Raw genomic sequence first — 25,117 nt, forward strand, 5'->3', positions numbered from 1 at the left:
ATTGATTATGAAAAAAGTAAGTTTACTTTTAGTTTTAGTTTTTGCGGCTATTACTATGTCTGCTCAAGAAAGTGGATTTAGTACTAAACCAGGTCGTAATACTACTTTTGCTGATAACGGTTTTTGGGATAATTGGTTTATCGGTATTGGTGCCGGAGCTAATGTTTATTTGGGAGATAACGATAGCGATGCAAAATTCCTTAGTCGTCCAACTGTAGCTCCTCAGCTTCAATTTGGTAAATGGTTTAATCCTTATATTGGAGGCCGTTTCAAATTTACAGGTGGTGCAATTCACACATTTGAGAATAATGCAAATGATATGATGCACCATAAATATGTAGGTGGAGAATTCGATTTTATGTGGAATGTTTCCGACTACTTGTTGAAGTATAATTCTAAACGTGTATATAGCTTTATTCCATTTGTTGGTCTTGGAGCTGCATATGGTTGGGATTATAAAGTAAAAGGAACAGAATTACATCCGACTAGCCAAAAATCATTGACTCTTAATGCTGGTATCATCAACAACTTCAGACTTTCTAACAGACTGTCTTTAGCTATTGAAATCTCTGCATCTACATTGAAAGATGATTTTGACAAGGCAAACAATGTTAATAAGATTTCTTATGACATCTTGGCTAATGCTTCTGCTAGTTTAGTTTACAAATTAGGTAGCAAAACAGACTTCTCTGAAGCTCTATTGATGGATCAAGGTCTTGTTGATGATTTGAACAACCAAATCAACAAACTTCGTCAAGAAAATGCAAGACTTTCTCAACGTCCTGAAAATTGCCCTAAATGTCCTGAAGTTAAAACAGTAGAAAAAGTTGTTGAAGTTAATAAAGGTTCATTTGTTTCTAATGTAGTATTCTTCCGTCTAGGAAGTGCTAACATTGACAAAAATCAAGAAGTTAGCATCTTCAATACAGCTAAATATCTACAAGACAATCCTAACGCTAAAGTTAAGATCGTAGGTTATGCTGATAAGAAAACTGGTAACCCAACTATCAACAATAAACTTTCTGAAAAACGTGCTAAAAATGTTGCTAATGCGTTAATCAACAAATACAACATCAACAGCAACCGTGTAACAGTAGAATGGAAAGGCGATACAGAACAACCATATGCAGAAAATGCATGGAACCGTGTTGCAATCTTCTTCGCTGAATAATTTCAGAGAACAGATACAAAAAAAAGAGAGCAGATAGATCTGCTCTCTTTTTTTGTTTTTATAATTTGCTGAGTTGCCTTTTCTCTTATTAACGTAGAGATGTGTTTAGTTATTCTTTTCTAAGAAGAGTAATAACTTATCCATATAGTCTCTGTTGTTTGAGAGACGAGGTACTTTATTTTGTCCTCCTAGCTTGCCTATAGATTTCATCCATTCGTTGAAGGTGCCTTTTGGTAAGCTATTTACTATAGGTGTTCCTAAAGATAGATTATAAGAGCGTTTAGCTTCGTAGTCGGAGTTTACTTTCTTTAAGCTGTTGTCTAGTACTTGAATGAAAGTATCTAGTCTGTCCGGTTCTACAGAAAATTCGATAAGCCATTCGTGTGCACCCGTGTTATTGTCTCCGAAGTAAACAGGAGCAGCTGTATATTCTTCTATTTGGGCATTAGTTGCTTTACAGGCATCAGCTAAAGCTTTCTCGGCATTGTCTATAATCACCTCTTCTCCAAATGCATTGATGAAATTCTTCGTTCTTCCTGTGATTCTAAACAAGAATGGGTTGGTGGAGGTGAATTCTATAGTATCTCCAATCATATATCTCCAAAGTCCACCATTTGTTGATATCAGTATAGCATAGTTTTGTCCGGTTTCAACCTCATCTAAAGTTAAAGTTCTAGGATTCTCACTGTTCCATTCATTTATGGGAATAAACTCGTAGTAGATGTTATTATCGAGCATGAGGAGTAGATCTTTAGAATCATTTGAGTACTGAACACCGAAGAAACCCTCCGAGGCATTATATGTCTCCCAATAATACATATTAGGTTTCTTTATAATCTTATGATATTGCTCTTCGAACGGCGTGAAGCTGACTCCACCATGAAAAAATACTTCCAGATTGGGCCAGATGTCTGTTAATTCTCTACCTGTTTCAGCTTTTATTTTTTTTAGCAGTACCAGAAGCCAGGAAGGAACTCCCATAAAAGCTCTTACGTCATTTTTTACGGCATATTCCGTCAAAGCGTGTAGTTTCAGCTCCCAGTCGGGTAAAAGAGAAATGCGCTCCGGCGTTCTGCTCAGTTTTGCCCAGAAGTACAGATTTTTTATTAAGATCGCAGATATATCTCCGGTAAATATACCATCTCCGATATTATTTATCTGCTTACTTCCTCCCAACACTAAAGTTTTGCCAAAAAAGAACTTGGCATTATGATTGCTTTGCCCGTAAATGGCAAGCATCTGTTCTCCACATTTGTAGTGTCCTTTAGTCAGGGATTCTTGGGTTACGGGTATGTATTTACTCTTGTCTTCGGTTGTTCCCGACGACATAGCAAACCACTTTACAGGCTTATTCCATAAAACATCTTGTTGTTTATCTACAATTATTTTATCCAGATAAGGTCGTAGATCTTCATAGTGGAATACAGGTACGGTTTTTCTATAATCGTCTTTGGTCTTTATGTGAGCAAAGTTATATTGTTGTCCAATAACTGTTTGGCTTCCATTCTGAAGAAGATAGTCAAGTATTCTGTTTTGTGTATCGAATGGTTGGTTGATAAATCTGTCAACTTCTTTGTATCGGTATTCCAGATACTTTCTGGCAATATTAGTTATCATCCGATTTTACTTATTCTACGTAGTTTTTCTTCGTCAATAATCTTTATTTTCCGCCCATCGAGAGTTATAATATGCTCATCTACAAACGTGGATAAAGTCCTTATCGCATTAGACGTTGTCATGTTAGAAAGGTTAGCCAGATCTTCTCGCGACAGGTATATACTTATTGTTGCGCCATCCTCTTCCAACCCATAGTTTTCTATCAGGAATATTAAGGATTCTGCTAAACGTCCGCGAATATGCTTTTGTGTAAGATTTACTACCCGTTCGTCGGCTATACCCAAATCAGTAGACAATTCTTTGATGAAGAACATGCCAAGCTTTGGGTTACTTACAACAATCTCCTCTATTATTTTCATAGAAATAAGGCATATAGTAGAGGCCTCAAAGGCAGAAGCGGCAGTGACATATGGTTGGTTGGCAAAATAGGCTCTATAACCAAAATATTGGGTAGGTCTTATCATTCTTATTATTTGACTGCGACCGCCTACACCATCTTTGTATATCTTTACTTTCCCGTTGCAGAGACACATCAATTCCAAAGGCATTTCCTCTTCACGGTATATTACCTCATTTTTCTTGAAGTCTAGTATTTTAGCATTTGCTGAGATCAATTCTCTTTCTTTGCTATTCAGCAAATCCCATATTTCAGGAATGCTTTCCGATAAACTTACAACATTGCTGCTATCTGTCATTATATGAAAAGTTTGAAAAAAATACTATTAATCTAAAACAAAGTTAAGATTTTTTTAATATGAAACATGTTGCACAACATCTTTTTAACCCCGTACTCACTTTTTTTATAAAAAAAGAAAAGATATTAATATTTATTTCCCTTTGAAAATTACAATAATAAGAGTATTTTTGCACCACCAAAAAGAGACGTTAAGTGTTTAGTTTGGGTTTCTCTTTTTGATTGTTTTAGAATGTATTAGAATTAGAACAATAATTAAAATAAGATCGTTAAGATGAATGTATCTCTGACAAATTTAGATAGTGTGAATGCTATCTTACAGATAAGTGTAGCAAAAGCAGACTATCAAGAACAATTAGATAAAGCGTTAAAGACTTTCCGTAAGAAAGCTAATGTACCGGGATTTCGTCCGGGAACTGTGCCAACAGGTATGGTGAAGAAGATGTATGGTAAATCTATAATGGCTGAAGAGATCAACAAAATAGTAGGAGAGAGTTTATATAATTATATTCAGGAAAATAAATTGAATGTATTGGGCGAGCCTCTACCAAACGAAGAGAAACAGCAGCCAATAGATTTCTCGATAGAAGGAGATTATGAGTTTTTCTTTGATATTGCTCTTGCTCCCGAAATCAAGTTGTCTTTGACTAAGAAAGATAAAATCACTTACTATAAAATCAATGTTGATGAGGAGTTGGTGAATAAACAAATCGAATCATATAAAGCTAATTATGGAAAATATGATAAGATCGAAGAAGGTGCTAAGGAAACAGATCTTATAAGAGGCGTTATCCATGAATTGGAAAACGGAGAAGTAAAAGAAAACGGTATATATGTAGAGGCAGGAATCGTTATGCCATCTTATATGAAAGAAGCAACAGAGCAGGCAAAATTTGTAGGGGCTAAATCTGGTGATAAGATTGTATTCAATCCGGGAAAAGCTTATGAAGGAAACGAAACAGAAATAGCTTCTCTACTTCATATCGACAAAAATGCTGTGGAAGCGATTGCTCCTGAATTTAGTTTCGAAGTAACAGAAGTTACACGTTACCAAGAGGCAGAATTGGATAAGGAACTTTTCGATAAAGTATTTGGTGAAGGAAACGTGAAAGATGTGACTGAGTTTACTGACAAAGTAAAAGAAGTTATATCCGAACAGTTTGCTCCTGATAGTGATTATAAGTTCTTGCTTGACGCTAAGGTGTTACTCGAAAATAAAATTGGAGATGTTCAATTCCCTGATGCTTTCCTAAAAAGATGGTTGTTGGCTTCGGGTGAAGAAAGAACAGCAGAATCTGTAGAAAATGATTATCCAAAGATTGTTGAAGATTTGAAGTTCCATTTGATTAAAGAACAGATTGCCAAAGATAAGGACATTAAAATAGAGAACGATGATATGAAGATCATAGCTATGCAGGCAGCAAGAGCTCAGTTTGCACAGTATGGAATGATGAATCTTCCTGATGAGATGGTAGAAAACTATGCAAATGATATGTTGAAAAACAAGGATAATGCACGTAATCTACTCGATAGAGCAATGGAAAATAAGATTATAGATTCTCTAAAAACTACACTAGGAGTTGTTGAGAAAGAAATTTCGTTAGACGAATTCCGTAAGTTTTTCGAAAAGGAAGAAGAAGCTTAATTCGATCTGAATAAACTTATAAATATACGACAGGCGGCAAGAAACTGAAAATCTTGCTGCCTGTTCTTTTTTCTTGTTATGCTAGTATTTCTGTTTGATATTAAAAGTTTATCTCTCTGGAGGGAACTCGCCCTCTTCCTTTTATTTTTATAGTGTCATTGTATACTTCTACTATGGCATAAGCATTTTCTTTTTCAGTCTCTATCATTCCTTCTATAGTGATGAATGGAATACCGCTATAATAACCGAAATTTCCAAAATGATTGTGTCCCGAGAGCACGACTTTTATACACTTGTATTTGCTCATTATCTCTAAGGTTTCTAAATTATTGAGGAGATTGTGATTGTTTTCCGGGAAAATAGTGTGGTGTAGACATATGATAACTTTCGTATTGCTGCTCCCTGCTGTTTTTAATTGTTCTTCCAGCCACATTAGTTGCTCATTGCTGAATGCTCCATTCCAATTTTGATTATTTTTTCTGCCTTCAGTTTTTAGTTTGTTTTTTATTACTGTAAGCTCGGTAAGTTTGGCTGTGTCTGTAACATTAGAGTATGTAGACAGTTCATTAGAATTTAAAAAGATGAAACGATACTTAAGGCGTGGTAAGTCTATGCTATAATAGTCTGATGGCATTGAAAGTCGGTCGTATAGCAACTGATTGTTATCTACACTCGCATAGTCATGGTTTCCTGTTGTATTGTATATATTGCTATTCAACTTGTCTAGTTCCGATAATACAGCGTCTAAGTCTGCCGGACTTCTGTCAGTGAAGTCTCCCAGATTGATAGTAAAAGAAACACCTGTTTGGTTTATATCTTCTACAGCATCTCTCAATTTATCTAATGAGTTCCTGTAAAAACGGCTGCCCTTAGTTTCACAATCTCCATATTGAGGGTCAGCTATAAGTCCAAATTTAAGTATGGGTTTTTCGCTTGCGGTCTGAGCTGTGGAAGAGTTGAGTAAAGTAAATGTGAAAAGTAAAATAATAATAATATTTTTCATAATCTTTTTACAGTAAAGTTAGTATAATATTTCTTAGACATTCCATTTTTTATTATACCTTTGCTCTCATAAGCAGAGGCTAACCTTAGCCTCTTTTTTATGTCAAAAAGGTGGCATGATAATTGCCTATAGTACAATGATACTATATTGATTAAACTAAAAAAAGAGCTTTATGAACAACGATTTTAAAAAATACGCAACAAAGCATCTAGGAATGAATGGCCTTGCTTTGGATAAATATGTAGATATTACAAGCAGCTATATATCACCTACTATAATAGAAGAGCGTCAGTTGAATGTGGCTCAGATGGATGTTTTCTCCCGTCTGATGATGGATCGCATTATATTTTTAGGTACCCAGATTGATGATTATACAGCAAATGTTATTCAGGCTCAGCTACTTTATTTAGATTCGGCTGATTCTGGGAAAGATATTTCTATTTATATCAATTCTCCTGGCGGATCTGTATATGCCGGTTATGGTATATACGATACTATGCAGTTTATAAACAGTAATGTTTCTACTATCTGTACCGGTATAGCAGCCTCTATGGCAGCAGTATTGCTTGTAGCTGGCGAAAAAGGTAAACGTTTTGCATTGAAGCATTCCCGCGTAATGATACATCAGCCTTTAGGGGGTGCTCAGGGACAGGCTTCGGATATCGAAATCACAGCCCGCGAAATAGGAAAGGTGAAGAAAGAGCTATATACTATAATTTCTGATCATTCAGGACAGCCGTTCGACAGGGTAGCGCAAGATTCAGATCGTGATTATTGGATGACTTCAGGCGAAGCCAAAGAATATGGTATGGTAGATGAAGTGCTTCTTAAAAATAAATAATAACCAATAATTATATCTTCTACTTACTAACAGATAGATGTCAAAAAAAGATAATAATAGTCATTGCAGCTTTTGCGGCCGGAGTGATAAAGATGTGAATATGCTTATAGCCGGTTTGTCGGCCGATATTTGCGATAGCTGTGCCGAACAGGCATATCAGATAGTAAAAGAGAGTTTTGAGGCAAAAAAACAATCCACACTTGGTATTGATAGAGATAGTTTGCCCGGTCCAAAACAAATAAAAGAATATTTGGATGGATATATTATCGGACAAGATAATGCCAAACGTTATCTGTCAGTAGCAGTTTACAATCATTACAAGCGTATCTTACAGGAAAAGAATGACGATATTGAAATTGAGAAGTCGAATATAATACTTGTTGGCCCTACCGGTACAGGAAAGACGCTATTGGCTCGTACTATTGCAAAATTACTGCATGTACCATTTGCTATCGTAGACGCTACCGTTTTGACGGAGGCCGGATATGTAGGAGAAGATATAGAAAGTATACTCACCCGACTGCTGCAAGCCGCAGATTATGACGTTGCAGCAGCCGAGAGAGGTATCGTCTTTATTGACGAAATAGATAAAATAGCACGTAAAAGTGACAATCCTTCTATAACACGTGATGTTAGCGGAGAAGGCGTTCAACAGGGTCTTTTGAAACTGTTGGAAGGTTCTATCGTAAATGTACCACCTCAGGGAGGGCGTAAGCATCCCGATCAGAAAATGATAGCAGTAGATACAAAGAATATACTTTTTGTGTGTGGAGGTGCTTTCGATGGAATAGAACGAAAAATTGCGCAACGCCTCAATACGATGGTGGTCGGATATGCATCTACAAAAAATAATGCACAAGTAGACCGCGAAAATCTGTTGCAGTATGTTGCTCCTCAGGATTTAAAGTCTTACGGACTTATCCCTGAAATAATAGGACGTTTGCCTATATTGACCTATCTCGACGCTTTGGATAGAAGCGCATTGAGAAGAATTTTGACTGAGCCTAAAAATTCGATAATAAAGCAGTATGTAAAACTCTTCCAGATGGATAATGTAGAGTTAACCTTCGACGATGCAGTTTATGAATATATTGTAGATAAAGCTATAGAATACAAGTTAGGAGCAAGGGGGTTACGCTCTATAGTAGAGAGTATTATGATGGATGCGATGTTCAATATTCCTTCATCTAACGAGGCTAAGTTGCATATTTCGAAAGAATATGCAGAACAGCAGCTTGAGAAGTCCCAGATGCTTAAGTTGAAAAATTCACAATAAATTCAATAATTTATAAAAAATAGTCCGTATAAAGTTGGAGTTTTAAACTTAGCATTTTATCTTCGTATATAACAACGGTCTATTTTAATTGAATATGTCTGAAAGAGACGATATACTATCGCTTGCACTGAAGAAGCATTTTGGGTTCAGTAAGTTTAAAGGAAACCAGAAAGCTATTATCCAAAACTTGTTGGACGGAAGAGATACATTCGTTCTGATGCCAACAGGAGGAGGTAAATCTCTTTGTTATCAATTGCCGGCCCTATTGATGGATGGTACAGCTGTTATCATATCACCTTTAATTGCGCTGATGAAGAATCAGGTAGATGCTATGCGCAATTTTAGTGAAGAAGATGGAGTTGCCCATTTTATAAATTCATCACTGAATAAGGCTGCTATTGAGCTTGTAAAAGGAGACATTCTTTCAGGAGAGACTAAATTGTTATATGTAGCGCCGGAATCTCTGACCAAAGAAGAGAATATTGATTTCTTACGACAGATAAAGATTTCGTTTTATGCGATTGACGAAGCACATTGTATTTCTGAATGGGGACACGATTTTCGTCCGGAATATAGACGTATTCGTCCGATTGTTGCAGAGATAGGGAAAAGTCCTATAATAGCATTAACAGCTACAGCAACTCCAAAAGTGCAATTGGATATCCAGAAAAATCTGGGAATGATAGATGCCGATGTCTTTAAAGCTTCTTTCAACAGAGAGAATCTTTTTTATGAAGTTCGTTCGAAAACGAACAATGTAGATAAAGATATTATTAAGTATATTAAGACGCAAGGTCATAAATCCGGTATTATATATTGTCTCAGTAGAAAAAAAGTGGAAGAATTTGCAGAAATACTGCAAACCAATAATATAAATGCCTTACCCTATCATGCTGGTTTAGATGCGGGAACCCGATCTGCTAACCAAGATGCATTCCTAATGGAACAGGTAGACGTTATAGTAGCAACTATAGCTTTTGGAATGGGAATTGATAAACCCGACGTGAGATATGTCATACACTACGACATGCCTAAGAGTTTGGAAGGCTACTATCAGGAGACCGGACGTGCCGGGCGCGATGGAGGTGAAGGAAAGTGTATTGCTTTCTACTCCTTCAAAGATTTACAGAAATTAGAAAAATTTATGCAAGGCAAGCCGGTTGCCGAACAGGAAATAGGAAAACAGCTACTTCTTGAAACAGCTGCTTATGCAGAAACAGCTATTTGCCGGAAAAAGGTACTCCTTCATTATTTTGGAGAAGAATATAAAGAAAGAAATTGTGGAAACTGCGACAATTGTGTAAACCCTAAAAAACAAGTGGAAGCTAAAGATTTATTATTGACGGCTATTGAAGCTGTCGTTGCGCTGAAAGAAAAGTTCAAATCAGATTATGTTATTAATGTTCTTAGAGGTAAAGAAACATCAGAGATAGAAACTTACGGACATCAGGATTTGGATGTCTTTGGTTCGGGTGATGATGCCGACGAAGATACATGGAATGCAGTAATTCGTCAGTCCTTAATTGCCGGTTATTTCGAAAAAGATATTGAGAACTACGGCTTATTGAAAGTTACTAAAAAAGGAAAAGACTTCTTAAAGAAGCCAGCCTCTTTCAAAATAACTACAGCAGACGAAGACGATATGGACGATGATGAAAGTATCGATGATGTAGTTGTAAAAGGTGGGGGCGGAGGCTCTGCTGTCGATCCCGTTCTCTTCTCTATAATGAAAGATCTGCGGAAAAAGATGGCTAAAAACCATAATGTGCCACCATATGTTATCTTTCAGGATCCTTCACTCGAAGCTATGGCTACGATATATCCTATTACAGTGGAAGAATTACAGAATATTCCAGGTGTGGGTGCGGGTAAAGCAAAGAGATATGGGGCAGAGTTTCTACAAATAATAAAAAAACACGTAGAAGAAAATGAAATAGAGCGTCCCGAAGATCTTAGAGTACGTACCGTTGCCAATAAGTCGAAACTAAAAGTTGCTATTGTTCAGGCTATAGACCGAAAAGTGGCTCTTGACGATTTGGCAGAATCTAAAGGTATTGAGTTTTCTGAGCTGTTGACAGAAGTTGAGGCTATTGTCTTCTCCGGAACCAAAATAAATATAGATTATTTTTTGCATGAAGTAATAGATGAAGATCATATGGATGACATATTCGAATATTTTCAGGAAGCAGAATCTGATGACTTGGAGGATGCTATTAAGGAACTGGGAGAATATTCAGAAGATGAAATCCGTTTAGTTAGGATCAAATTTATCTCCGATATGGCAAATTGATAGAATGAAAAAAAAAGGTGTATTTCCCGGAACATTCGATCCTTTTACAATAGGACACCATTCAATGGTTAAACGATCTCTTGATTTATTCGATGAGATCGTTATTGCCATTGGTAAGAACGATTCTAAAAGTCATTTTTTTTCTTTAGAAAGCCGTTTAGATATGATACGCTCTTTGTACAGAGAGGAGCTTCGTATCAGTGTCGAAGCCTATGATACGCTAACGGTAGATTATGCAAAAACAATTGATGCCGGGTTTATAGTAAGAGGCATCCGTTCGGTAAATGATTTTGAGTATGAAAAAACAATTGCCGATATGAATAGAAAAATATCAGGAATAGAAACTGTTATAATGTTTACAGAGCCAGAATATACTCATATAAGCTCTACAATAGTAAGAGAACTGCTTAGATATGGACATGATGTAACGCAGTTTTTACCCGAAGGATTGATTCTTAAGCACTAAGAAGGTACATTTATTTGCCCGTAGGCTTCTGACTTTCGCTAAGGATTGATGTAAAATAAAATAAAATATGAAGAAAATAACAATAGCTGTTCTTTCCTTTTTTGTGATAGCGACAGGTGTTTCTGCTCAGTTTAAAATGAGCGAAGGCTCAAAGAAAGTAGCCACTACAATGGCTATAATCGAAAATCTATATGTAGATAATGTTGATGATAAAAAGCTGGCAGAGGATGCTATAAAATCTTTACTAACTAAGCTCGATCCTCATTCTACATATATAAGCGCCGATGAAGTCAAAGATATGAATGAGCCGCTCGAAGGTAATTTCGATGGGATAGGTATATCTTTTAATATGATGACTGATACGCTGTATGTTATCGAGACAATACCGGGAGGTCCTTCCGAGAAAGTCGGATTGCGGGCAGGTGATAAAATTATGTATGTAAACGACACACTGATTGCCGGAGTAAAACGCTCTACAAAATTTGTTATGTCTCACCTCAAAGGGCCAAAAGGAACGAAGGTGACAGTGAAGGTTTTGAGAAAAGGTGTTCCCGATCTGCTGACTTTCAAAATCACTCGTGATAAAATACCTGTATATAGTATAGATGCCAGCTACATGGTCGATCATACCACAGGCTATATTCGCATTATGCGCTTTGGAGCAACTACTACTAACGAATTTAAACAGGCCTTAGCCAAACTACAAAGTCAAGGGATGAAGAACCTTATACTAGATCTGGAAAGTAATGGAGGTGGGTATATGGCTCCGGCTATTGACCTTTCCGATGCATTCTTGGGTAAGGGTAAACTTATTGTCTATACTGAAGGTAGCCGACAACCGAGACGAGATGAAATATCTTCCGGTAAAGGAGCTTTCGAAGATGGTCGCCTTGTAATATTAATAAATGAAGGCTCTGCCTCTGCTAGTGAGATTCTTTCTGGTGCTGTTCAAGACTGGGATAGAGGAGTAATTGTTGGACGAAGAAGTTTTGGAAAAGGTTTAGTACAACGTCAAATTCCTTTGCCTGACGAATCTATGATACGGCTTACTGTTGCTCGTTATTTTACTCCAACAGGCCGCTCTATTCAAAAACCATATACGAGTGGAGATGTAACTTCATACAATATGGATGTTATAGATCGTTACAATAAAGGAGAAATGATGCATGCCGATAGTATTCATTTTCCTGATTCTCTAAAATATCAAACTTTGGTTAATCATCGTACTGTTTATGGAGGTGGAGGTATTATGCCAGATTTTTTTGTACCTCTCGATACTACAAAATATACTCCTTATCTGGCTAATGTGGCAAATAGAGGCATCATAAATAAAATTGCTTATGGAGAGGTTGATAATCACAGAGACGATATACTGAAAAAATATCCGACAAAGGAGAAGTTTTATAAGAACTATATTGTGTCGGACGATATATTGGACAAACTTAAAGTTGCTGCCACAGAAGAGAAAATTGAATTTAAAGAAGACGAATATTTAAAATCGGAAGATATTCTTAAGATGCAAATAAAAGCTCTTATTGGCCGTGATGTGTACGATATGGAGACGTTGGTGAGAATATTCAATGAATATAGCGATACATTCAAAAAAGGCTATGATATTATTCGTGATGAGCATCTGTATCAAGAACTATTGAGAAAACGGTAAATTTTCTATTATATATAAATTGACAAAAAAGGAATGACTCGTGAGAATCATTCCTTTTTATATTATAATATACTTATAATATGTATTATTCAGCAGCTTCTTCTTTTTCTTCAGCGGCTTCTTCTTTTTCGAAGTCTATGCCTGCATCGGTAAGAATATCATACCAATTAAGCATCTTTTTTATGTCGTTGGTATAAACACGATTTTTGTCAAAATCAGGAAGTATTTCTTCAAAGTATTTTCTCAATTCCTCAGGTTTTCCCGATTTATTTATAGAAACTTTGCCCCCGTTTTCTTTTCCTTTTATCGAGGAGAAAATAGTTTTTAAAGGTACATCATCGGCTTCGGTGTATATAGATATATCTCCTAACGATACCACTTTATCGCGGGCATGAATAGGCATTTTCTTACTATCAATTAGAGATTCTACTATAACCATATTCTTGGCACTTGATAATAATTTGTATAATCCCGGTTTACCCGATACTGATAAGATAGTCTTTAGCATATTGATTCAATTTAATTAAGTATATAAGTTAGTTTTTATAAAATGTTGTCATCACTTCTGATAATAATGTTCGGCTGACCGACAAAAATAATGTTTAGGTCTCAAATTACGTAATTTGAGACCTGAAAAATAAAGAATAACTATTCAATTATTTTTGCTACTTGCTTAGAAAATCTTTTTATATATATGACAATAAGGCTTAGTTCCTTTATGCTCATAGTATTGCTGATGGTAATCTTCTGCTTTCCAAAATTGAGAAACAGATTTGAGCATAGTAGCAACCTTGAAGCCTTTGTCTTCAAGTTTCTTTACATATTCCTCTGCTATCTCTTTTTCTTCATCATTGGAATAAAAGATACAAGAAAGATACTGAGGTCCTATGTCTGGCCCTTGCCCGTCTGTTTGAGTGAAATCATGAGTTTCGAAGAATAGCTTCACCATGTCTTCATATGAAGTTTTCGATGAGTCATACTCCACTTCTGTTGTTTCCAGATGCCCTGTATTTTTCTGACAAACTTGCTGATAAGTGGGATTATCAACATGTCCACCCATAAAGCCTACAGCGGTGTGCTTCACTCCTTGGGCTTTCATAAAGTAATATTCAGTGCCCCAGAAACAACCCGAGGCAAAATAAGCTTTCTTGATCATTTTATTTTCTTCTTGTATAAATTTTAATGATATTGAGTTCACGCAATGACGGGTATTCTTAGTCGTAAATCCTTCATTAAGGAAGACATGCCCGAGATGTGCGCCACAGTTGTTGCAGATAATCTCTGTTCGCTGTCCATCAGCATCCGGTATACGCTTTACTGCACCTTCTATTTCATCGTCAAAAGAGGGCCATCCACAATGGGAGTCGAATTTGTCACTCGAATTATATAATGGAGCGTTACATCTTCTGCATACATATATTCCACTGCGTTTGTTATTTATATATTCTCCTGTATATGGTGCCTCTGTACCTTTATATATTATTACACGCTCTTCTTCAGGGGTTAATTCGTTGTATTTCATAATTTCTTTTGTTTTATTTTGGTTTTGAGCACATGAGGATATGCTTATTATAAAGATTCCCAAAAAGTATAATATATTTTTCATATCTTCTCCTTTCTGTAATAATGAATGAAACTATATGGTTTCCTTCTTTTTAGATAGTCAAGGTTATACATGTTAGAGTATGCTTCTCTTTCATATGATATATTCTTGTATGCCTCATGGCTGTTTTTATATTTTACTAGCTTTATAAGCCATTCTATAACATACAATAGATAAAATAATATAATAAACATCTCCAGCATCTGACGAGTATGAATCCTCTCATGATTTTTTTCTACATCCGAGAGTTCTCCGTAATCTTCTCTTACAATAATCAGTCCGAATAGATTTATTGCACTAAAGTTTTTGGGAGGGAAGTTTCTGCTTCTTATGATCTTCATTGTCTGACAAAAATATTTCGGATAGCTATTGTTCACAAGTTTTTTGAGGCAAATTTTGTTAACACTGATATTTTAAATACCTTTCGTTTCTTTAAAAACAAACGATATATGGAATTAGTTTTCACTTTAATAATACTTATTATTGCTGCTGTATTTATTTGTCTTCTGGCGAGAAATAGCAAAATGAAAGAAAATGAATTGCGCTCACAAATTGATCGTCTCATACAGGAAAAAGACGCTTTGGGAGAAGAGAGAATAGAAAATATACGCCAGATAGCAGAAGCAGAAGCTATGCTACAAGCCAAGGATATGCAGATGAAAAGTCAGCAGGAAGAACTGACGAATACCCGAAATCAGCTAAATAAAGACTTCCAGATATTAGCTAATCAGATATTAGAAGAGAAAACCCTGCGATTTACCGATGTCAATAAGTCCAATATGGAGGCGATACTAAAGCCTTTGAATGAAAAGCTCGTAGAGTTCAGGACGAAAGTTGAGGAGACGTATGATAAGGAGTCGAAGCAGCGATTTTCGTTAGAAGAACGTATTCGAGAGCTTGTGGCGTTGAATAATCAGATAAGTGAAGATGCCAATAATCTGACGAAAGCACTGAAGGGGAATAATAAGGTGCAAGGTAACTGGGGTGAGATGATTCTCGAATCTATATTGGAGAAATCGGGGCTAAAGAAGGGTGAGGAGTATTTCGCTCAGGAATATATAGTGGACGAAAACGGAAACCGAGTGCGAAATGAACTCGAGAATTATATGCAGCCGGATATTGTTGTTGCCTATCCGGGTGGACGTAAGATTATCATAGACTCTAAAGTCTCATTGAGCGCGTATGTAAAATATGTAGAGTCCGAAACCGATGAGTTGAAAATCGTAGCAGAGAAGGAGCATGTATTATCTATAAAACAGCATATAGACGAGCTTAGCCGTAAATCGTATCAGGATTATGTAGAATCCCTCGATTTTGTAATGATGTTCATCCCCAACGAACCGGCATATATATTGGCAATGCAGCTCGATTCAGGACTTTGGGATTATGCCTACAAAAAACGTATATTGCTGATTAGTCCTACCAATCTGATAGCATCACTAAAGGTCGTTGCCGACTTGTGGAAGCGGGAGTATCAAAGCCGTAATGCTATTGAAATTGCCAAGCGCGGAGCCGCTCTATACGATAAGTTTGCTGGCTTTGTAGATACATTGCAAGATGTAGGGAAAAATATCGAGCGTTCTCAAAAAGCATATGATAAAGCCTTTTCTCAGTTGAAAGAAGGTAATGGAAATTTGATACGGCAGGCAGAAATGCTTAAAGAACTGGGTATTAAAGCTCAAAAAGAACTTCCAGATAGCGATGTATAGTTAAATTATATTAATATTCGCAATAAAAACAGGTAAACATGTTTTATAACATAAAAAATAGCTTATCTTTGTACTGTGTTTTTCATGGTATTAGATTTAAGGTTAACAATGAAGATTGGTTGTCGTGATGACAACCTTTTCTTTTTTATATAAGTTTACTTTTGCAATTAATAGGCCTTACAATCTGTCATAAGCTATAGAAAATGTATCTCCGTTATCAATATTTCCTGTTTGTAGCCCTTTTTTTAGCCACCTAGTACGTTGAGCAGAGGTTCCATGATTGAAACTGTCAGGCACAGTATAACCTTGCGATTGCATTTGCAAACGATCATCCCCTATCTGAGAAGCAGCATTCAAGCCTTCTTCTATATCGCCATCTTCTAACGAATTAAAGTTTTCGTTATCGTGGTAAGCCCATACTCCGGCATAAAAGTCTGCTTGTAATTCTAGTCTTACATTGAATTGATTACTTTCTTTCTCACTTAGCCGTTGTTGTTGATTGTGCACTTTATCTAATGTCCCAAGGAGGTATTGAACATGATGTCCTACTTCGTGTGCTATAACATAGGCATAAGCAAAATCTCCTCCTGCATTTAGGCGGCTATTCATCTCGTTGAAGAATGACAAATCTATATAAACAGTTTGATCGGCGGGACAATAAAACGGGCCTGTAGATGACGATGCGTTGCCACAACCGGAACGTGTAACTCCACTGAATAAGACCATACGTGGCGGAGTATACTTAGCTCCTCGTTGTTTAAATATTTCTGTCCATACATCCTCTGTTCCTGCCAGAATAGTTTTAGCAAAAGTAGCGGCTTTTTCTTCTTCTGCTGAGGGTGTATAGTTCTTCTCCGTTTCTATACCATCAGATACTTGTTGTGTAATTACATCAAGAGGGTTACCTCCCATAATCCAGATCAATAGTCCTACTATTATAGTTCCTCCTATGCCAAGAGATATTTTTCCAGACGATCCTTTGCCTCTGCGATCGTCAACATTGTCGCTCGTTCTTCTTCCTCCAAGTCTCATATCTTAATATTTATGTGAATCAATAGTTTGTTTTAACTGAAACATCTGCTTACCCGACTACGGTAAAAATACGATTTTAACTAAAACCTGACAAAGTTGTACAACTTTCCTTTAAATTTTTCATATTCATCACTTTTTTTCTTCTTTCTATCAATCTACCTATTCACCTTTATATAGATAAACTTTTGTTACCCTTACAGTAAATCTTTATCCGGCGTAAGTATAATCTAAATACTCATTATCAATATTTATAATTATGTGTATTTTACTAGAGTGATAATGTATTTGGATTTAAACGTATATACTTTCTTTTTTGTTTGAAAATAAGGTGCTTAATCTATTCTTGTTTAAATATTCTTAAATTGGATATTGTTTTCTAGAAAGTACCTCTCCGTATACAAACAAAAAGAGAATTGTAATGTTTCTATTATATATATTCTTAAGTGTTTAGAGAAGATACTAAAAATCAACAATATGAAAGCAATAAAATTTTTGTCAATGTTATTAATTGTTACATTGACCGGATGTAAAACTCAACAGAATCCTGTTAAGCAAGCATTACAAGACGCAGAGAATAGAGCATGGTTCGAGAAAGCTGTTCAGGCATTAAATGAACAGGCATTTGTACTGGAAGCAGATAAGATTACCTTTAAGCATGGACATTTTACTTATGTAACATCAAATACTAATTTTATATCTATGCATGATAAAAAAGCAACTATACAAATGGCTTTTAATTCTCCATATGCAGGTCCTAATGGCATAGGTGGTATTACTGTAGACGGTACTGTTTCGAATGTGCAAATGAGTACAGATAAGAAAGGAAATATATCTTATAGCATGATGGTAACTGGTATTGGGGTATCTGCCTCTGTTTTTATCAATATGTATGAGGGCACAAATCAATGTACAGCTACAATATATCCTAATTTTAGTGGTAATATAATAACTTTCTCAGGTAATTTATATCCTGAGGATGAGTCAAATGTATTTAAAGGACGAGCTCTATAATACAATTTAGTTAAATAACGTTAATATTGCTAATAAAAACAGGTAAACATGTTTTATAACATAAAAAATCGCTTATCTTTGTACTGTGTTTTTCATGGTATTAGATTTAAGGTTAACAATGAAGATTGGTTGTCGTGATGACAACCTTTTCTTTTTTATATACATCTAATCTGTTATTCGGAAGGTTTTCTAAAGATACTGAAGTTTACACTGCCATACACACGTTTATTTTCAAATAGTGGTAAATCTGAAAAATCATACTCCTTCGAATGTTCCAGAATAAATATTCCACCTGCTTTTATTAAATCTTTTTCGAAAACCAGCCGGGGAACTTCTGTGAAGTTTTTCATATCGTAAGGAGGGTCGGCAAAGATAAGGTCAAATTGCTCTTTACAATGTTCCAGATAGCTGAATACATCCATTTTGAGTAGTATCATTTCCGAACCAATCTTAAGCTCCGCTTTTGTTTTTTCGATGAATGATGTGTGATTGAAATTCTTTTCTACACAGACTACACGAGGGCACTCTCTCGACACCAGTTCGAAACTTATACCACCTGTTCCTCCAAATAGATCTAAAGCTGTTGTATCTTCCCAGTCTATTTCATTATTTAGTACATTAAACAGATTTTCTTTTGCAAAATCTGTGGTCGGACGTGCTTTGAAACTTTTAGGTGGGTTGAACCTGCGACCTTTATATTTTCCGCTGATAATTCTCATAGTGCAAGGGTAAGTAAGTCTAGTGGTGCTCGGTTAGCGTCCTCATTCCAAAAGTGAATCTCGCTCGGAGCATTTATTGTATTTATATTTTTAATGTATTCTGATAATTTATTTTTTATTGCCGCATCGGTATCTCCGGCTATGTAGGCATAGTCTTCAATCTGGTCAAACTCGCATTGTTCCCACATCTTTAGTATATAATAAAGCTGATTTGTCAGAGGCTCACTTTCATAAGTGATGCTATGTAGTAATTTTGCATCTCGGAAACAGATGATATCCATATATTTACCATGGAGATTGATAAACATCTTTGCTGTTCTGCCCGCTACTAATCCTCTTTCTTCAAGCATATTAATTGTCAGATGTGAATGATGAAAGAATTGAGGAGACCATAAGTTTCTGGATAAAAAATTTACGATTTTGTCGTCCGCATCGTATAATAAGATTATATCTTGTTTGTCTATCAAGCCAGATAATAGATGACTAGACTTATCGAAGTGCGAAAAGTCATATAATTCTTTTTGGTGTTTAGAATCGTAGAATGCAGCCGGTACAAGATCATATTTCTTTGAGACAAAGACCACGTTTGTCTGCTTAAACTCCTGTGTAAGAAAATTAAGATCGAAAATAATTCTTTGAATATTGCTTAATAAGTCATCTGTGGTAGAAAATGTTGTTTCTCGCAGACAATAATTTTTCCCGTTTTCGGGGTCGGAAATAGAGAACATAAAACCGTCAGGATTTATACGTATCGATAGTATATATCTTTCGGAATGTCCAAGATCGATATTGTCAGGTAAAAACATAATTTCAATTTTCTGTACACAAAGTTAGAAAAAGATATTTTTATCTACTACTTTTAACTTCCAATAAAAGAAAGTAGACCAAATGCTAAGTAATTTTTTCAGAGCTAAAGTAAAAGAAAATTTTCCATTCGAACTAACCGAAGAGCAAAATGCAGCTTTAGAAAAGATTATCGACTATCTGTTTTTACCAAAAGATGAAGCTATTTTCTTATTGAAAGGCTATGCCGGTACAGGAAAATCGTCGCTTTTGGGTGCATTGGTAAAGACGATGACTGAATTTAAGCAAAAAACAGTATTGCTCGCACCCACCGGACGTGCTGCTAAGGTTTTCTCTTCCTATTCAGATCATCCTGCATTCACTATACATAAGAAGATATACAGGCAGGAAAAATATTCGGGCGACTTTGGTAGTTTCGGTATCATGGATAATCTACATAAAGATACCCTTTTTATAGTAGATGAGGCATCTATGATAAGTAATTCGGGAACAGATATTTCTGTTTTTGGTACGGGCAGGCTACTCGACGATCTTATTCACTACGTATATTCGGGTGAAAACTGTCGCTTGTTATTAATCGGAGATTCGGCACAGTTGCCACCCGTTGGCGAAGAAGATAGTCCTGCACTGCAAATACCAGTGCTGGAAGGTTACGGGCTGGAGGTCAGAGATGCTATGTTGTTACAGATTGTGCGTCAGGCAGAGAGTTCGGGCATACTATATAATGCTACAGCCATACGAAATACCCTGAATAAAGGGAAAACGGAGGCGTATCCAAAACTTAAACTGAATAAATTTACAGACATACTCCGAATATCGGGTGAAGATCTTATTGACGAAATATCAGCCGCTTATGATCGCCATGGTATAGAGAATACAATGATAATATCACGATCTAATAAGCGGTGCAATATTTATAATCAGGGAGTTCGCAACCGTATTCTTTACAGGGAAGAAGAACTGTCGGCAGGAGACATGTTGATGATTACAAAGAACAACTATTTCTGGACAGAGAACATAGAAAAAATAGACTTCCTTGCAAACGGAGAGATTGTTGAAGTAGTCAGAGTTCGTAAAGAACAAGAACTGTATGGCTTTCGTTTTTGTGATGTTCTGGTCAGAAGTCTTGATTATGATATGGAGCTAGAAGTGAAGATTCTTTTGGATACCCTCCATTCTGATGCTGCAGGTCTTACACGAGAAAGAGGTGAGGAGCTATTCTTAAATATCCTTGAAGACTATGCAGACATATCTACAAAAGCAGGGAAAATGAGAAAGCTTAAAGTTGATCCGTATTTTAATGCTGTACAGGTAAAGTTTGCTTATGCGGTCACATGCCATAAGGCGCAGGGTGGCGAGTGGGCAAATGTATTTCTCGACTTAGGATATATTTCGGAAGATCATTTGGGTGTAAACTTTTACCGATGGTTGTATACTGCAATTACAAGGGCCAGTTCTAAATTATATCTGGTTAATCTTCCAGACGAATTTGTATAAAAGAAGCTCTTCGTTAAGAAGAGCTTCTTATTTATTTTAAGCAACTATTAGAAATATACACCTGCCGATATAGACCAAATTCTCTCTTTTACAGAATAGTTTCCATCGCTGAGTTTATAGTTATCGGTTAGTCCCAAGTCATAGCTTGCACCAACTTGTAACATTTTGAATAATTCAACACCGGCTCCAAATTTCAATCCTCCACCAAAGCTTTTAGATTTCCATTGCCCTTGGATATCATCCTTAATAACGTCAAATTTATCATCTCCGGAAACTTTGAAACTAATATATGGACCTGCTGTTAAATATGGTCTAACAGTTCCTTCTACAGGAAAACGATATTTCAGACTAACAGGAACTTCAATATAACCGGTACGATGACTCTTGTCATCTTTAAATTTGATTCCTTTCTCTGAGTAGAGCACACTTCCTTCTAGCCCAAATGATCCATCTAATAACCATTCTACGGTAGGCCCAATATGGAATCCTGTAAGGTTATTATCTACAAAATCGCCGATGTTGTCTCCAGATACTCCGGATATATTAACTCCGCCTTTTACTCCTAATCTAATTTGAGCTTGCAATGATGTAACTGCAAATAATGATAAGACTATCAATGATAAAGCTATTTTTCTCATAATCATAATATTTAGTTTATAGTATGTAGTAATTAAGACACTACATCTATAATAACAGATTTACTTTAGTTTTAGTTTTCGTAGCTGAAAAGATAAATCGCCTTTGCTGATTATACGGCAAAGGCGATCTGATATTTATAAATATAATTTAATGTGCAAAATTCGATTTAATATAGTCCATCAATTCGAAATCCTTTTTCATCTCAGGTTTGTCTATTTGCTTTACTGTAGTATTTATAATTTTCTGTTCTTTATTTTCTACTAGTTGATTCAAATAAGCATCTATATCTGATAGGTTCAATTTCATTGGAGTATTCGATATTTCATGTGCCGCATTTTCTATTTTATAGAAGTAATGAGGGTAATTCTTTTCACTTAGCTGAACTGCGATGTGTTTCGAACCGTAAAATCCAATGTTATATAATTCTATTTTGTCATAAGGCACATTACTATCGGCATCGCCATGAAATAGCAGCATTGGTGCAGGAGACGATTGCCAGTTAAGGTCTCCGTTTGTGCTAAATATTGCTCCAGCAAAAGAAATTACTCCGGCATAATTAAAATTCTCGGGGAGCTTTTTAGCTTGTTCTTCTTTGTTAGCTATTGCATATTCACCATGCAATACGGATATTGCTCCGGCACTGGATCCACTTGTTATTATGGTACCGGTGTCTATATTCCAGTCGTTAGCATTGCTTATAACAAAAGAGGTTGCATCGAACAAGTCTTCTACAGCAATCGATATACTGTTGGTAAGTAATGAGACAAATTGCATAGGCTCGGTTTTCGGATCAATATTTTTTAATCCTAGACGATAGTCGATAGAAACAACCGTGTAACCCTTCTTAACTAAATGGTCGAAGTAAGTAAGATAGCTTTGCTGGTCTCTTGTTCCTCTTACAAATCCACCGCCAAACATAAATATAACACAAGGTTTTGCGTTGCCAGGAGTAATTGCCGGCAGGTCGTATTTGTCTAATCTCAGAGTATCACTCCCTTTTATTGAATAAGCGAAAGTCTCTTTTTTTATATCATTGCCTGCATAAGTATGTGCTGTAATCAGAGAACATACAAAAAATAGAAAAAGAACAAGATTTCTTCTCATAAATCGAGATAGTTTAATGTGTTATCTTATATAATAATTCTTTTAGCAATTCTCCATCAGGAGTAGATGGATTATCGACACCTTTGCCTTTGGCATCGTATGTACGCAGTAGGGCTAGTATCTCCATACATTTAAAGGCGTTGTAATTCTTCAGAGCGACAACATAATCTTTTGCTTGATATGGATTTCTTAATCCTAATTCGGTTGCAATACCTTGTTCTGTTTTATTCTTAGCCCAATAGCATATCATCAGGTTGCTGAAAAAATTAAACAAGACAACAAGTGTTACGATCATGGGATTGTTTTTCGGGTTCTTTTCGAAATAATCTGCTATTTGGTTGACTTTGAATATGTTTTTTTCTATAATGGCTTTTAGTAGTTCAAAGTTATTGAAATCTTTACTGATTCCGATATTTTCTTCTATTAGTTCGGCCGTAATTTGTTTACTATTCTGCGGTAATGCTATTAATAATTTTGTGATCTCATTTGTAACCTTACTAAGGTCGTTTCCCAGATAATCAGATAACATTTGTGACGACTTCTGGTCTATAGAGAGCCCTTTCGTCTGTATATAAGATGAAATAAATGCAGACATCTTATAGTCCGGTATTTTTTTCGATTCGAATGTTATTCCATGCTTATCGATCTCTGCATATAATTTTTTTCGCTTATCGAGAGTTCCATTCTTATAGTTAAGAACTAATACTGTGCTTTGAAGTGGGTTGCGGACATAAACTTCCAATTCCTCAATTTTACTTAGGTTTTGCGCTTCTTTAACGACTACTAGCTGATATTCCGACATCATAGGAAAACTGCGAGCCAGCGTTATAACAGATGCGACATCGGTTTCCATTCCATAGAGGATGGTTTGGTTGAAATCTCGTTCATCTTCGGGCAATACCGTATTGACCAAAGAGTCTGTCAGCTCATCAATATAATAAGGTTCATCGCCCATAAGGAGATAAACGGGCTTAAACTTTCGTGAATGTATATCCGATTTTATTTGTTCAAATGTCATATATCTTATTCAAAACGCAGGTGTTTTACTGTCTCTCCGTTATTTATGAGGGTAGTAAGAGCTTTGATCCCTATCATAACGTGTTCATCTACAAAATTCTTAGTGACAACGTTGTCGCTCTTCTCTGTTTTCACACCATCCGAGATCATTGGCTGATCTGATACCAGCAATAATGCTCCTGTCGGTATCTGATTGGCAAATCCGCATGTAAATAAAGTTGCAGTTTCCATATCGACGGCCATTGTACGTATCTTCCTTAAGTATTCTTTGAATACTTCGTCATATTCCCATACACGACGATTTGTGGTGTAGACCGTACCTGTCCAATAATCTCTGTTATGGTTTCTTATTGTTGAAGATACCGATCTCAGAAGGCTAAATGCAGGAAGAGAAGGGACTTCGGGCGGGAAATAGTCGTTAGATGTTCCTTCTCCCCTTATAGCGGCAATGGGAAGAATGTAGTCTCCCAGATTGTTATGTTTTTTTATCCCACCACATTTTCCTAAAAACAGGACAGCTTCGGGTTCTATTGCACTTAATAGATCCATTACTGTGGCCGCGTTTGCACTACCCATTCCAAAATTAATGATCGTAATTCCGTTTGCTGAAGCATTAGGCATATTACCATCGAGTCCAACAATAGGTACATTGAAATAATTGGCAAATACTTCTACATATTTGGCAAAGTTGGTGAGTAGTATATGTTTGGTAAATTGCTCCAAAGGTCTTTTAGTATAGCGTGGAAGCCAATTTTCTACTATTTCTTGTTTTGTTTTCATATAAGCTTTACTTTTGTTTCTTATTAAACAAGGATTTCACGTTCATTGTTGACGGTGATTAACAAAGGTAACAAATGTTGGATTTAAATTTACCCCCTTTCGATATAAATGTAAAAAAAACAGCAGGAAAGCTAACTGTTTTTGACCGTTTGCGCCGAAAGTTCATAGCTCTCACTCCCGAGGAATGGGTGCGCCAGCACTTTGTAAATTATCTAATAGTAAATAAAGGGTATTCGGCTTCTTTGATTGCTAATGAGATACAGATAAATTTGCACAATCAAAAGCGACGATGTGATACCGTTATTTATGATAAAGGGTTATCCCCCATTATGATAGTTGAATATAAGGCGCCTGAAGTAAATATTACGCAGGATGTCTTCGATCAGATTGTAAGATATAATATTGTTCTTAGAGTGAAATACCTTGTCGTATCTAATGGGCTAAACCATTATTGTTGTAAGTTGAATTACGAAACTCAGTCGTTCGAATATTTGTCGGATATACCTTCATATAATGATCTATAAAAAAAGCTTCTC

At 36.0% G+C, this 25,117-nt stretch carries 24 protein-coding genes; 11 read left to right on the forward strand and 13 right to left on the reverse strand.

Annotated elements, in window-relative coordinates; all coding sequences use genetic code 11:
- The first annotated feature begins 7 nt into the window (after positions 1–7).
- On the forward strand, positions 8–1,171 hold the full coding sequence (locus BGC7_RS05605) for an OmpA family protein (RefSeq protein WP_050700587.1): 1,164 nt from the start codon (positions 8–10) through the stop codon (positions 1,169–1,171).
- Positions 1,172–1,276: 105 nt separating this feature from the next.
- Here BGC7_RS05605 and BGC7_RS05610 read toward each other — a convergent pair whose 3' ends face one another.
- On the reverse strand, positions 1,277–2,788 hold the full coding sequence (locus BGC7_RS05610; RefSeq protein WP_050700588.1) for a GH3 auxin-responsive promoter family protein: 1,512 nt from the start codon (positions 2,786–2,788) through the stop codon (positions 1,277–1,279).
- Positions 2,785–3,483, reverse strand: coding sequence for a Crp/Fnr family transcriptional regulator (locus BGC7_RS05615; RefSeq protein WP_050700589.1), 699 nt, complete (start codon positions 3,481–3,483; stop codon positions 2,785–2,787). Before BGC7_RS05615 ends, BGC7_RS05610 begins: the two co-directional genes overlap by 4 nt.
- 273 nt (positions 3,484–3,756) lie before the next feature.
- Here BGC7_RS05615 and tig point away from each other — a divergent pair, with 273 nt between their 5' ends.
- Entirely contained in the window at positions 3,757–5,127 is a 1,371-nt protein-coding gene (gene tig / locus BGC7_RS05620) for a trigger factor (protein WP_050700590.1), read from the forward strand.
- Positions 5,128–5,227: 100 nt separating this feature from the next.
- Here tig and BGC7_RS05625 read toward each other — a convergent pair whose 3' ends face one another.
- Positions 5,228–6,130, reverse strand: a complete 903-nt coding sequence (locus tag BGC7_RS05625; protein WP_050700591.1) for a metallophosphoesterase — start codon at positions 6,128–6,130, stop codon at positions 5,228–5,230.
- A 172-nt stretch (positions 6,131–6,302) separates the two neighbouring features.
- On the opposite strand from BGC7_RS05625, the gene clpP reads away from it, so the two are divergent.
- The 5 genes from clpP (at position 6,303) to BGC7_RS05650 (ending at position 12,666) form a co-directional block, all read left to right on the forward strand.
- Complete coding sequence (gene clpP / locus BGC7_RS05630; RefSeq protein WP_050700592.1) at positions 6,303–6,971, forward strand: ATP-dependent Clp endopeptidase proteolytic subunit ClpP; 669 nt, start codon at positions 6,303–6,305, stop codon at positions 6,969–6,971.
- 37 nt (positions 6,972–7,008) lie between these two features.
- Complete coding sequence (gene clpX / locus BGC7_RS05635) at positions 7,009–8,247, forward strand: ATP-dependent Clp protease ATP-binding subunit ClpX (protein ID WP_050700593.1); 1,239 nt, start codon at positions 7,009–7,011, stop codon at positions 8,245–8,247.
- Between the two features lie 94 nt (positions 8,248–8,341).
- On the forward strand, positions 8,342–10,537 hold the full coding sequence (gene recQ / locus BGC7_RS05640) for a DNA helicase RecQ (protein WP_050700594.1): 2,196 nt from the start codon (positions 8,342–8,344) through the stop codon (positions 10,535–10,537).
- Between the two features lie 4 nt (positions 10,538–10,541).
- A complete protein-coding gene (gene coaD / locus BGC7_RS05645) occupies positions 10,542–11,003 on the forward strand; it encodes a pantetheine-phosphate adenylyltransferase (RefSeq protein WP_050700595.1) in 462 nt (153 codons plus the stop codon).
- A 67-nt stretch (positions 11,004–11,070) separates the two neighbouring features.
- Positions 11,071–12,666: a S41 family peptidase gene (locus tag BGC7_RS05650; protein WP_050700596.1), complete on the forward strand. Its 1,596-nt coding sequence runs from the start codon at positions 11,071–11,073 to the stop codon at positions 12,664–12,666.
- 85 nt (positions 12,667–12,751) lie between these two features.
- Here BGC7_RS05650 and BGC7_RS05655 read toward each other — a convergent pair whose 3' ends face one another.
- From BGC7_RS05655 to BGC7_RS05665, 3 genes are all read right to left on the reverse strand, one after another.
- Entirely contained in the window at positions 12,752–13,174 is a 423-nt protein-coding gene (locus tag BGC7_RS05655; RefSeq protein WP_050700597.1) for a DUF5606 family protein, read from the reverse strand.
- 165 nt (positions 13,175–13,339) lie between these two features.
- Positions 13,340–14,188 (reverse strand): bifunctional methionine sulfoxide reductase B/A protein, encoded by an 849-nt coding sequence (locus BGC7_RS05660; protein ID WP_242034416.1) that lies wholly within the window; start codon positions 14,186–14,188, stop codon positions 13,340–13,342.
- Between the two features lie 80 nt (positions 14,189–14,268).
- On the reverse strand, positions 14,269–14,610 hold the full coding sequence (locus BGC7_RS05665) for a hypothetical protein (protein ID WP_050700599.1): 342 nt from the start codon (positions 14,608–14,610) through the stop codon (positions 14,269–14,271).
- Between the two features lie 108 nt (positions 14,611–14,718).
- Between BGC7_RS05665 and BGC7_RS05670 the strand changes: the two genes are divergently transcribed.
- Positions 14,719–15,978: a DNA recombination protein RmuC gene (locus tag BGC7_RS05670; RefSeq protein ID WP_050700600.1), complete on the forward strand. Its 1,260-nt coding sequence runs from the start codon at positions 14,719–14,721 to the stop codon at positions 15,976–15,978.
- A 177-nt stretch (positions 15,979–16,155) separates the two neighbouring features.
- Here BGC7_RS05670 and BGC7_RS05675 read toward each other — a convergent pair whose 3' ends face one another.
- Positions 16,156–17,010, reverse strand: a complete 855-nt coding sequence (locus BGC7_RS05675; RefSeq protein WP_050700601.1) for a KPN_02809 family neutral zinc metallopeptidase — start codon at positions 17,008–17,010, stop codon at positions 16,156–16,158.
- Positions 17,011–17,484: 474 nt separating this feature from the next.
- Here BGC7_RS05675 and BGC7_RS05680 point away from each other — a divergent pair, with 474 nt between their 5' ends.
- Positions 17,485–18,021: a DUF4251 domain-containing protein gene (locus BGC7_RS05680; RefSeq protein WP_050700602.1), complete on the forward strand. Its 537-nt coding sequence runs from the start codon at positions 17,485–17,487 to the stop codon at positions 18,019–18,021.
- 173 nt (positions 18,022–18,194) lie between these two features.
- On the opposite strand, the gene BGC7_RS05685 is transcribed toward BGC7_RS05680, so the two are convergent.
- Together BGC7_RS05685 and BGC7_RS05690 are read right to left on the reverse strand one after the other, a co-directional pair.
- A complete protein-coding gene (locus tag BGC7_RS05685; protein WP_050700603.1) occupies positions 18,195–18,740 on the reverse strand; it encodes an RsmD family RNA methyltransferase in 546 nt (181 codons plus the stop codon).
- Positions 18,737–19,546 carry a DUF3822 family protein gene (locus tag BGC7_RS05690; protein WP_050700604.1) on the reverse strand — a complete coding sequence of 270 codons (810 nt, stop codon included), beginning with the start codon at positions 19,544–19,546 and terminating at the stop codon, positions 18,737–18,739. Before BGC7_RS05690 ends, BGC7_RS05685 begins: the two co-directional genes overlap by 4 nt.
- Positions 19,547–19,628: 82 nt before the next feature.
- Here BGC7_RS05690 and BGC7_RS05695 point away from each other — a divergent pair, with 82 nt between their 5' ends.
- Positions 19,629–21,041, forward strand: coding sequence for an ATP-dependent DNA helicase (locus tag BGC7_RS05695; protein ID WP_050700605.1), 1,413 nt, complete (start codon positions 19,629–19,631; stop codon positions 21,039–21,041).
- A gap of 47 nt (positions 21,042–21,088) precedes the next feature.
- Here BGC7_RS05695 and BGC7_RS05700 read toward each other — a convergent pair whose 3' ends face one another.
- From BGC7_RS05700 to BGC7_RS05715, 4 genes are all read right to left on the reverse strand, one after another.
- Positions 21,089–21,679, reverse strand: a complete 591-nt coding sequence (locus BGC7_RS05700; protein ID WP_157258667.1) for a porin family protein — start codon at positions 21,677–21,679, stop codon at positions 21,089–21,091.
- A gap of 148 nt (positions 21,680–21,827) precedes the next feature.
- On the reverse strand, positions 21,828–22,784 hold the full coding sequence (locus tag BGC7_RS05705; RefSeq protein ID WP_050700607.1) for an alpha/beta hydrolase: 957 nt from the start codon (positions 22,782–22,784) through the stop codon (positions 21,828–21,830).
- 13 nt (positions 22,785–22,797) lie between these two features.
- Entirely contained in the window at positions 22,798–23,802 is a 1,005-nt protein-coding gene (gene holA / locus BGC7_RS05710; protein WP_050700608.1) for a DNA polymerase III subunit delta, read from the reverse strand.
- Positions 23,803–23,807: 5 nt separating this feature from the next.
- Complete coding sequence (locus tag BGC7_RS05715; RefSeq protein ID WP_050700609.1) at positions 23,808–24,581, reverse strand: AMP nucleosidase; 774 nt, start codon at positions 24,579–24,581, stop codon at positions 23,808–23,810.
- Between the two features lie 74 nt (positions 24,582–24,655).
- On the opposite strand from BGC7_RS05715, the gene BGC7_RS05720 reads away from it, so the two are divergent.
- A complete protein-coding gene (locus BGC7_RS05720) occupies positions 24,656–25,105 on the forward strand; it encodes a type I restriction enzyme HsdR N-terminal domain-containing protein (protein WP_050700610.1) in 450 nt (149 codons plus the stop codon).
- The last annotated feature ends 12 nt before the right edge of the window (positions 25,106–25,117 follow it).

The sequence above is a fragment of the Dysgonomonas sp. BGC7 genome (assembly GCF_001261735.1).
Taxonomy (GTDB): Bacteria; Bacteroidota; Bacteroidia; order Bacteroidales; family Dysgonomonadaceae; genus Dysgonomonas.

Excerpts from the sequence above, each read along its gene's own strand:
- BGC7_RS05660 (WP_242034416.1), bottom strand. The coding sequence starts at position 14,188 with ATGAAATACAACGAATTAACCCCTGAAGAAGAGCGTGTAATAATATAT.
- BGC7_RS05670 (WP_050700600.1), top strand. The coding sequence starts at position 14,719 with ATGGAATTAGTTTTCACTTTAATAATACTTATTATTGCTGCTGTATTT.
- holA (WP_050700608.1), bottom strand. The coding sequence starts at position 23,802 with ATGACATTTGAACAAATAAAATCGGATATACATTCACGAAAGTTTAAG.
- BGC7_RS05665 (WP_050700599.1), bottom strand. The coding sequence starts at position 14,610 with ATGAAGATCATAAGAAGCAGAAACTTCCCTCCCAAAAACTTTAGTGCA.
- BGC7_RS05720 (WP_050700610.1), top strand. The coding sequence starts at position 24,656 with ATGTTGGATTTAAATTTACCCCCTTTCGATATAAATGTAAAAAAAACA.
- clpX (WP_050700593.1), top strand. The coding sequence starts at position 7,009 with ATGTCAAAAAAAGATAATAATAGTCATTGCAGCTTTTGCGGCCGGAGT.
- BGC7_RS05715 (WP_050700609.1), bottom strand. The coding sequence starts at position 24,581 with ATGAAAACAAAACAAGAAATAGTAGAAAATTGGCTTCCACGCTATACT.
- BGC7_RS05700 (WP_157258667.1), bottom strand. The coding sequence starts at position 21,679 with ATGAGAAAAATAGCTTTATCATTGATAGTCTTATCATTATTTGCAGTT.
- tig (WP_050700590.1), top strand. The coding sequence starts at position 3,757 with ATGAATGTATCTCTGACAAATTTAGATAGTGTGAATGCTATCTTACAG.
- BGC7_RS05705 (WP_050700607.1), bottom strand. The coding sequence starts at position 22,784 with ATGAGAAGAAATCTTGTTCTTTTTCTATTTTTTGTATGTTCTCTGATT.
- BGC7_RS05650 (WP_050700596.1), top strand. The coding sequence starts at position 11,071 with ATGAAGAAAATAACAATAGCTGTTCTTTCCTTTTTTGTGATAGCGACA.
- recQ (WP_050700594.1), top strand. The coding sequence starts at position 8,342 with ATGTCTGAAAGAGACGATATACTATCGCTTGCACTGAAGAAGCATTTT.
- BGC7_RS05675 (WP_050700601.1), bottom strand. The coding sequence starts at position 17,010 with ATGAGACTTGGAGGAAGAAGAACGAGCGACAATGTTGACGATCGCAGA.
- clpP (WP_050700592.1), top strand. The coding sequence starts at position 6,303 with ATGAACAACGATTTTAAAAAATACGCAACAAAGCATCTAGGAATGAAT.
- BGC7_RS05680 (WP_050700602.1), top strand. The coding sequence starts at position 17,485 with ATGAAAGCAATAAAATTTTTGTCAATGTTATTAATTGTTACATTGACC.
- BGC7_RS05615 (WP_050700589.1), bottom strand. The coding sequence starts at position 3,483 with ATGACAGATAGCAGCAATGTTGTAAGTTTATCGGAAAGCATTCCTGAA.
- BGC7_RS05685 (WP_050700603.1), bottom strand. The coding sequence starts at position 18,740 with ATGAGAATTATCAGCGGAAAATATAAAGGTCGCAGGTTCAACCCACCT.
- BGC7_RS05655 (WP_050700597.1), bottom strand. The coding sequence starts at position 13,174 with ATGCTAAAGACTATCTTATCAGTATCGGGTAAACCGGGATTATACAAA.
- BGC7_RS05610 (WP_050700588.1), bottom strand. The coding sequence starts at position 2,788 with ATGATAACTAATATTGCCAGAAAGTATCTGGAATACCGATACAAAGAA.
- BGC7_RS05695 (WP_050700605.1), top strand. The coding sequence starts at position 19,629 with ATGCTAAGTAATTTTTTCAGAGCTAAAGTAAAAGAAAATTTTCCATTC.
- BGC7_RS05605 (WP_050700587.1), top strand. The coding sequence starts at position 8 with ATGAAAAAAGTAAGTTTACTTTTAGTTTTAGTTTTTGCGGCTATTACT.
- BGC7_RS05690 (WP_050700604.1), bottom strand. The coding sequence starts at position 19,546 with ATGTTTTTACCTGACAATATCGATCTTGGACATTCCGAAAGATATATA.
- BGC7_RS05625 (WP_050700591.1), bottom strand. The coding sequence starts at position 6,130 with ATGAAAAATATTATTATTATTTTACTTTTCACATTTACTTTACTCAAC.
- coaD (WP_050700595.1), top strand. The coding sequence starts at position 10,542 with ATGAAAAAAAAAGGTGTATTTCCCGGAACATTCGATCCTTTTACAATA.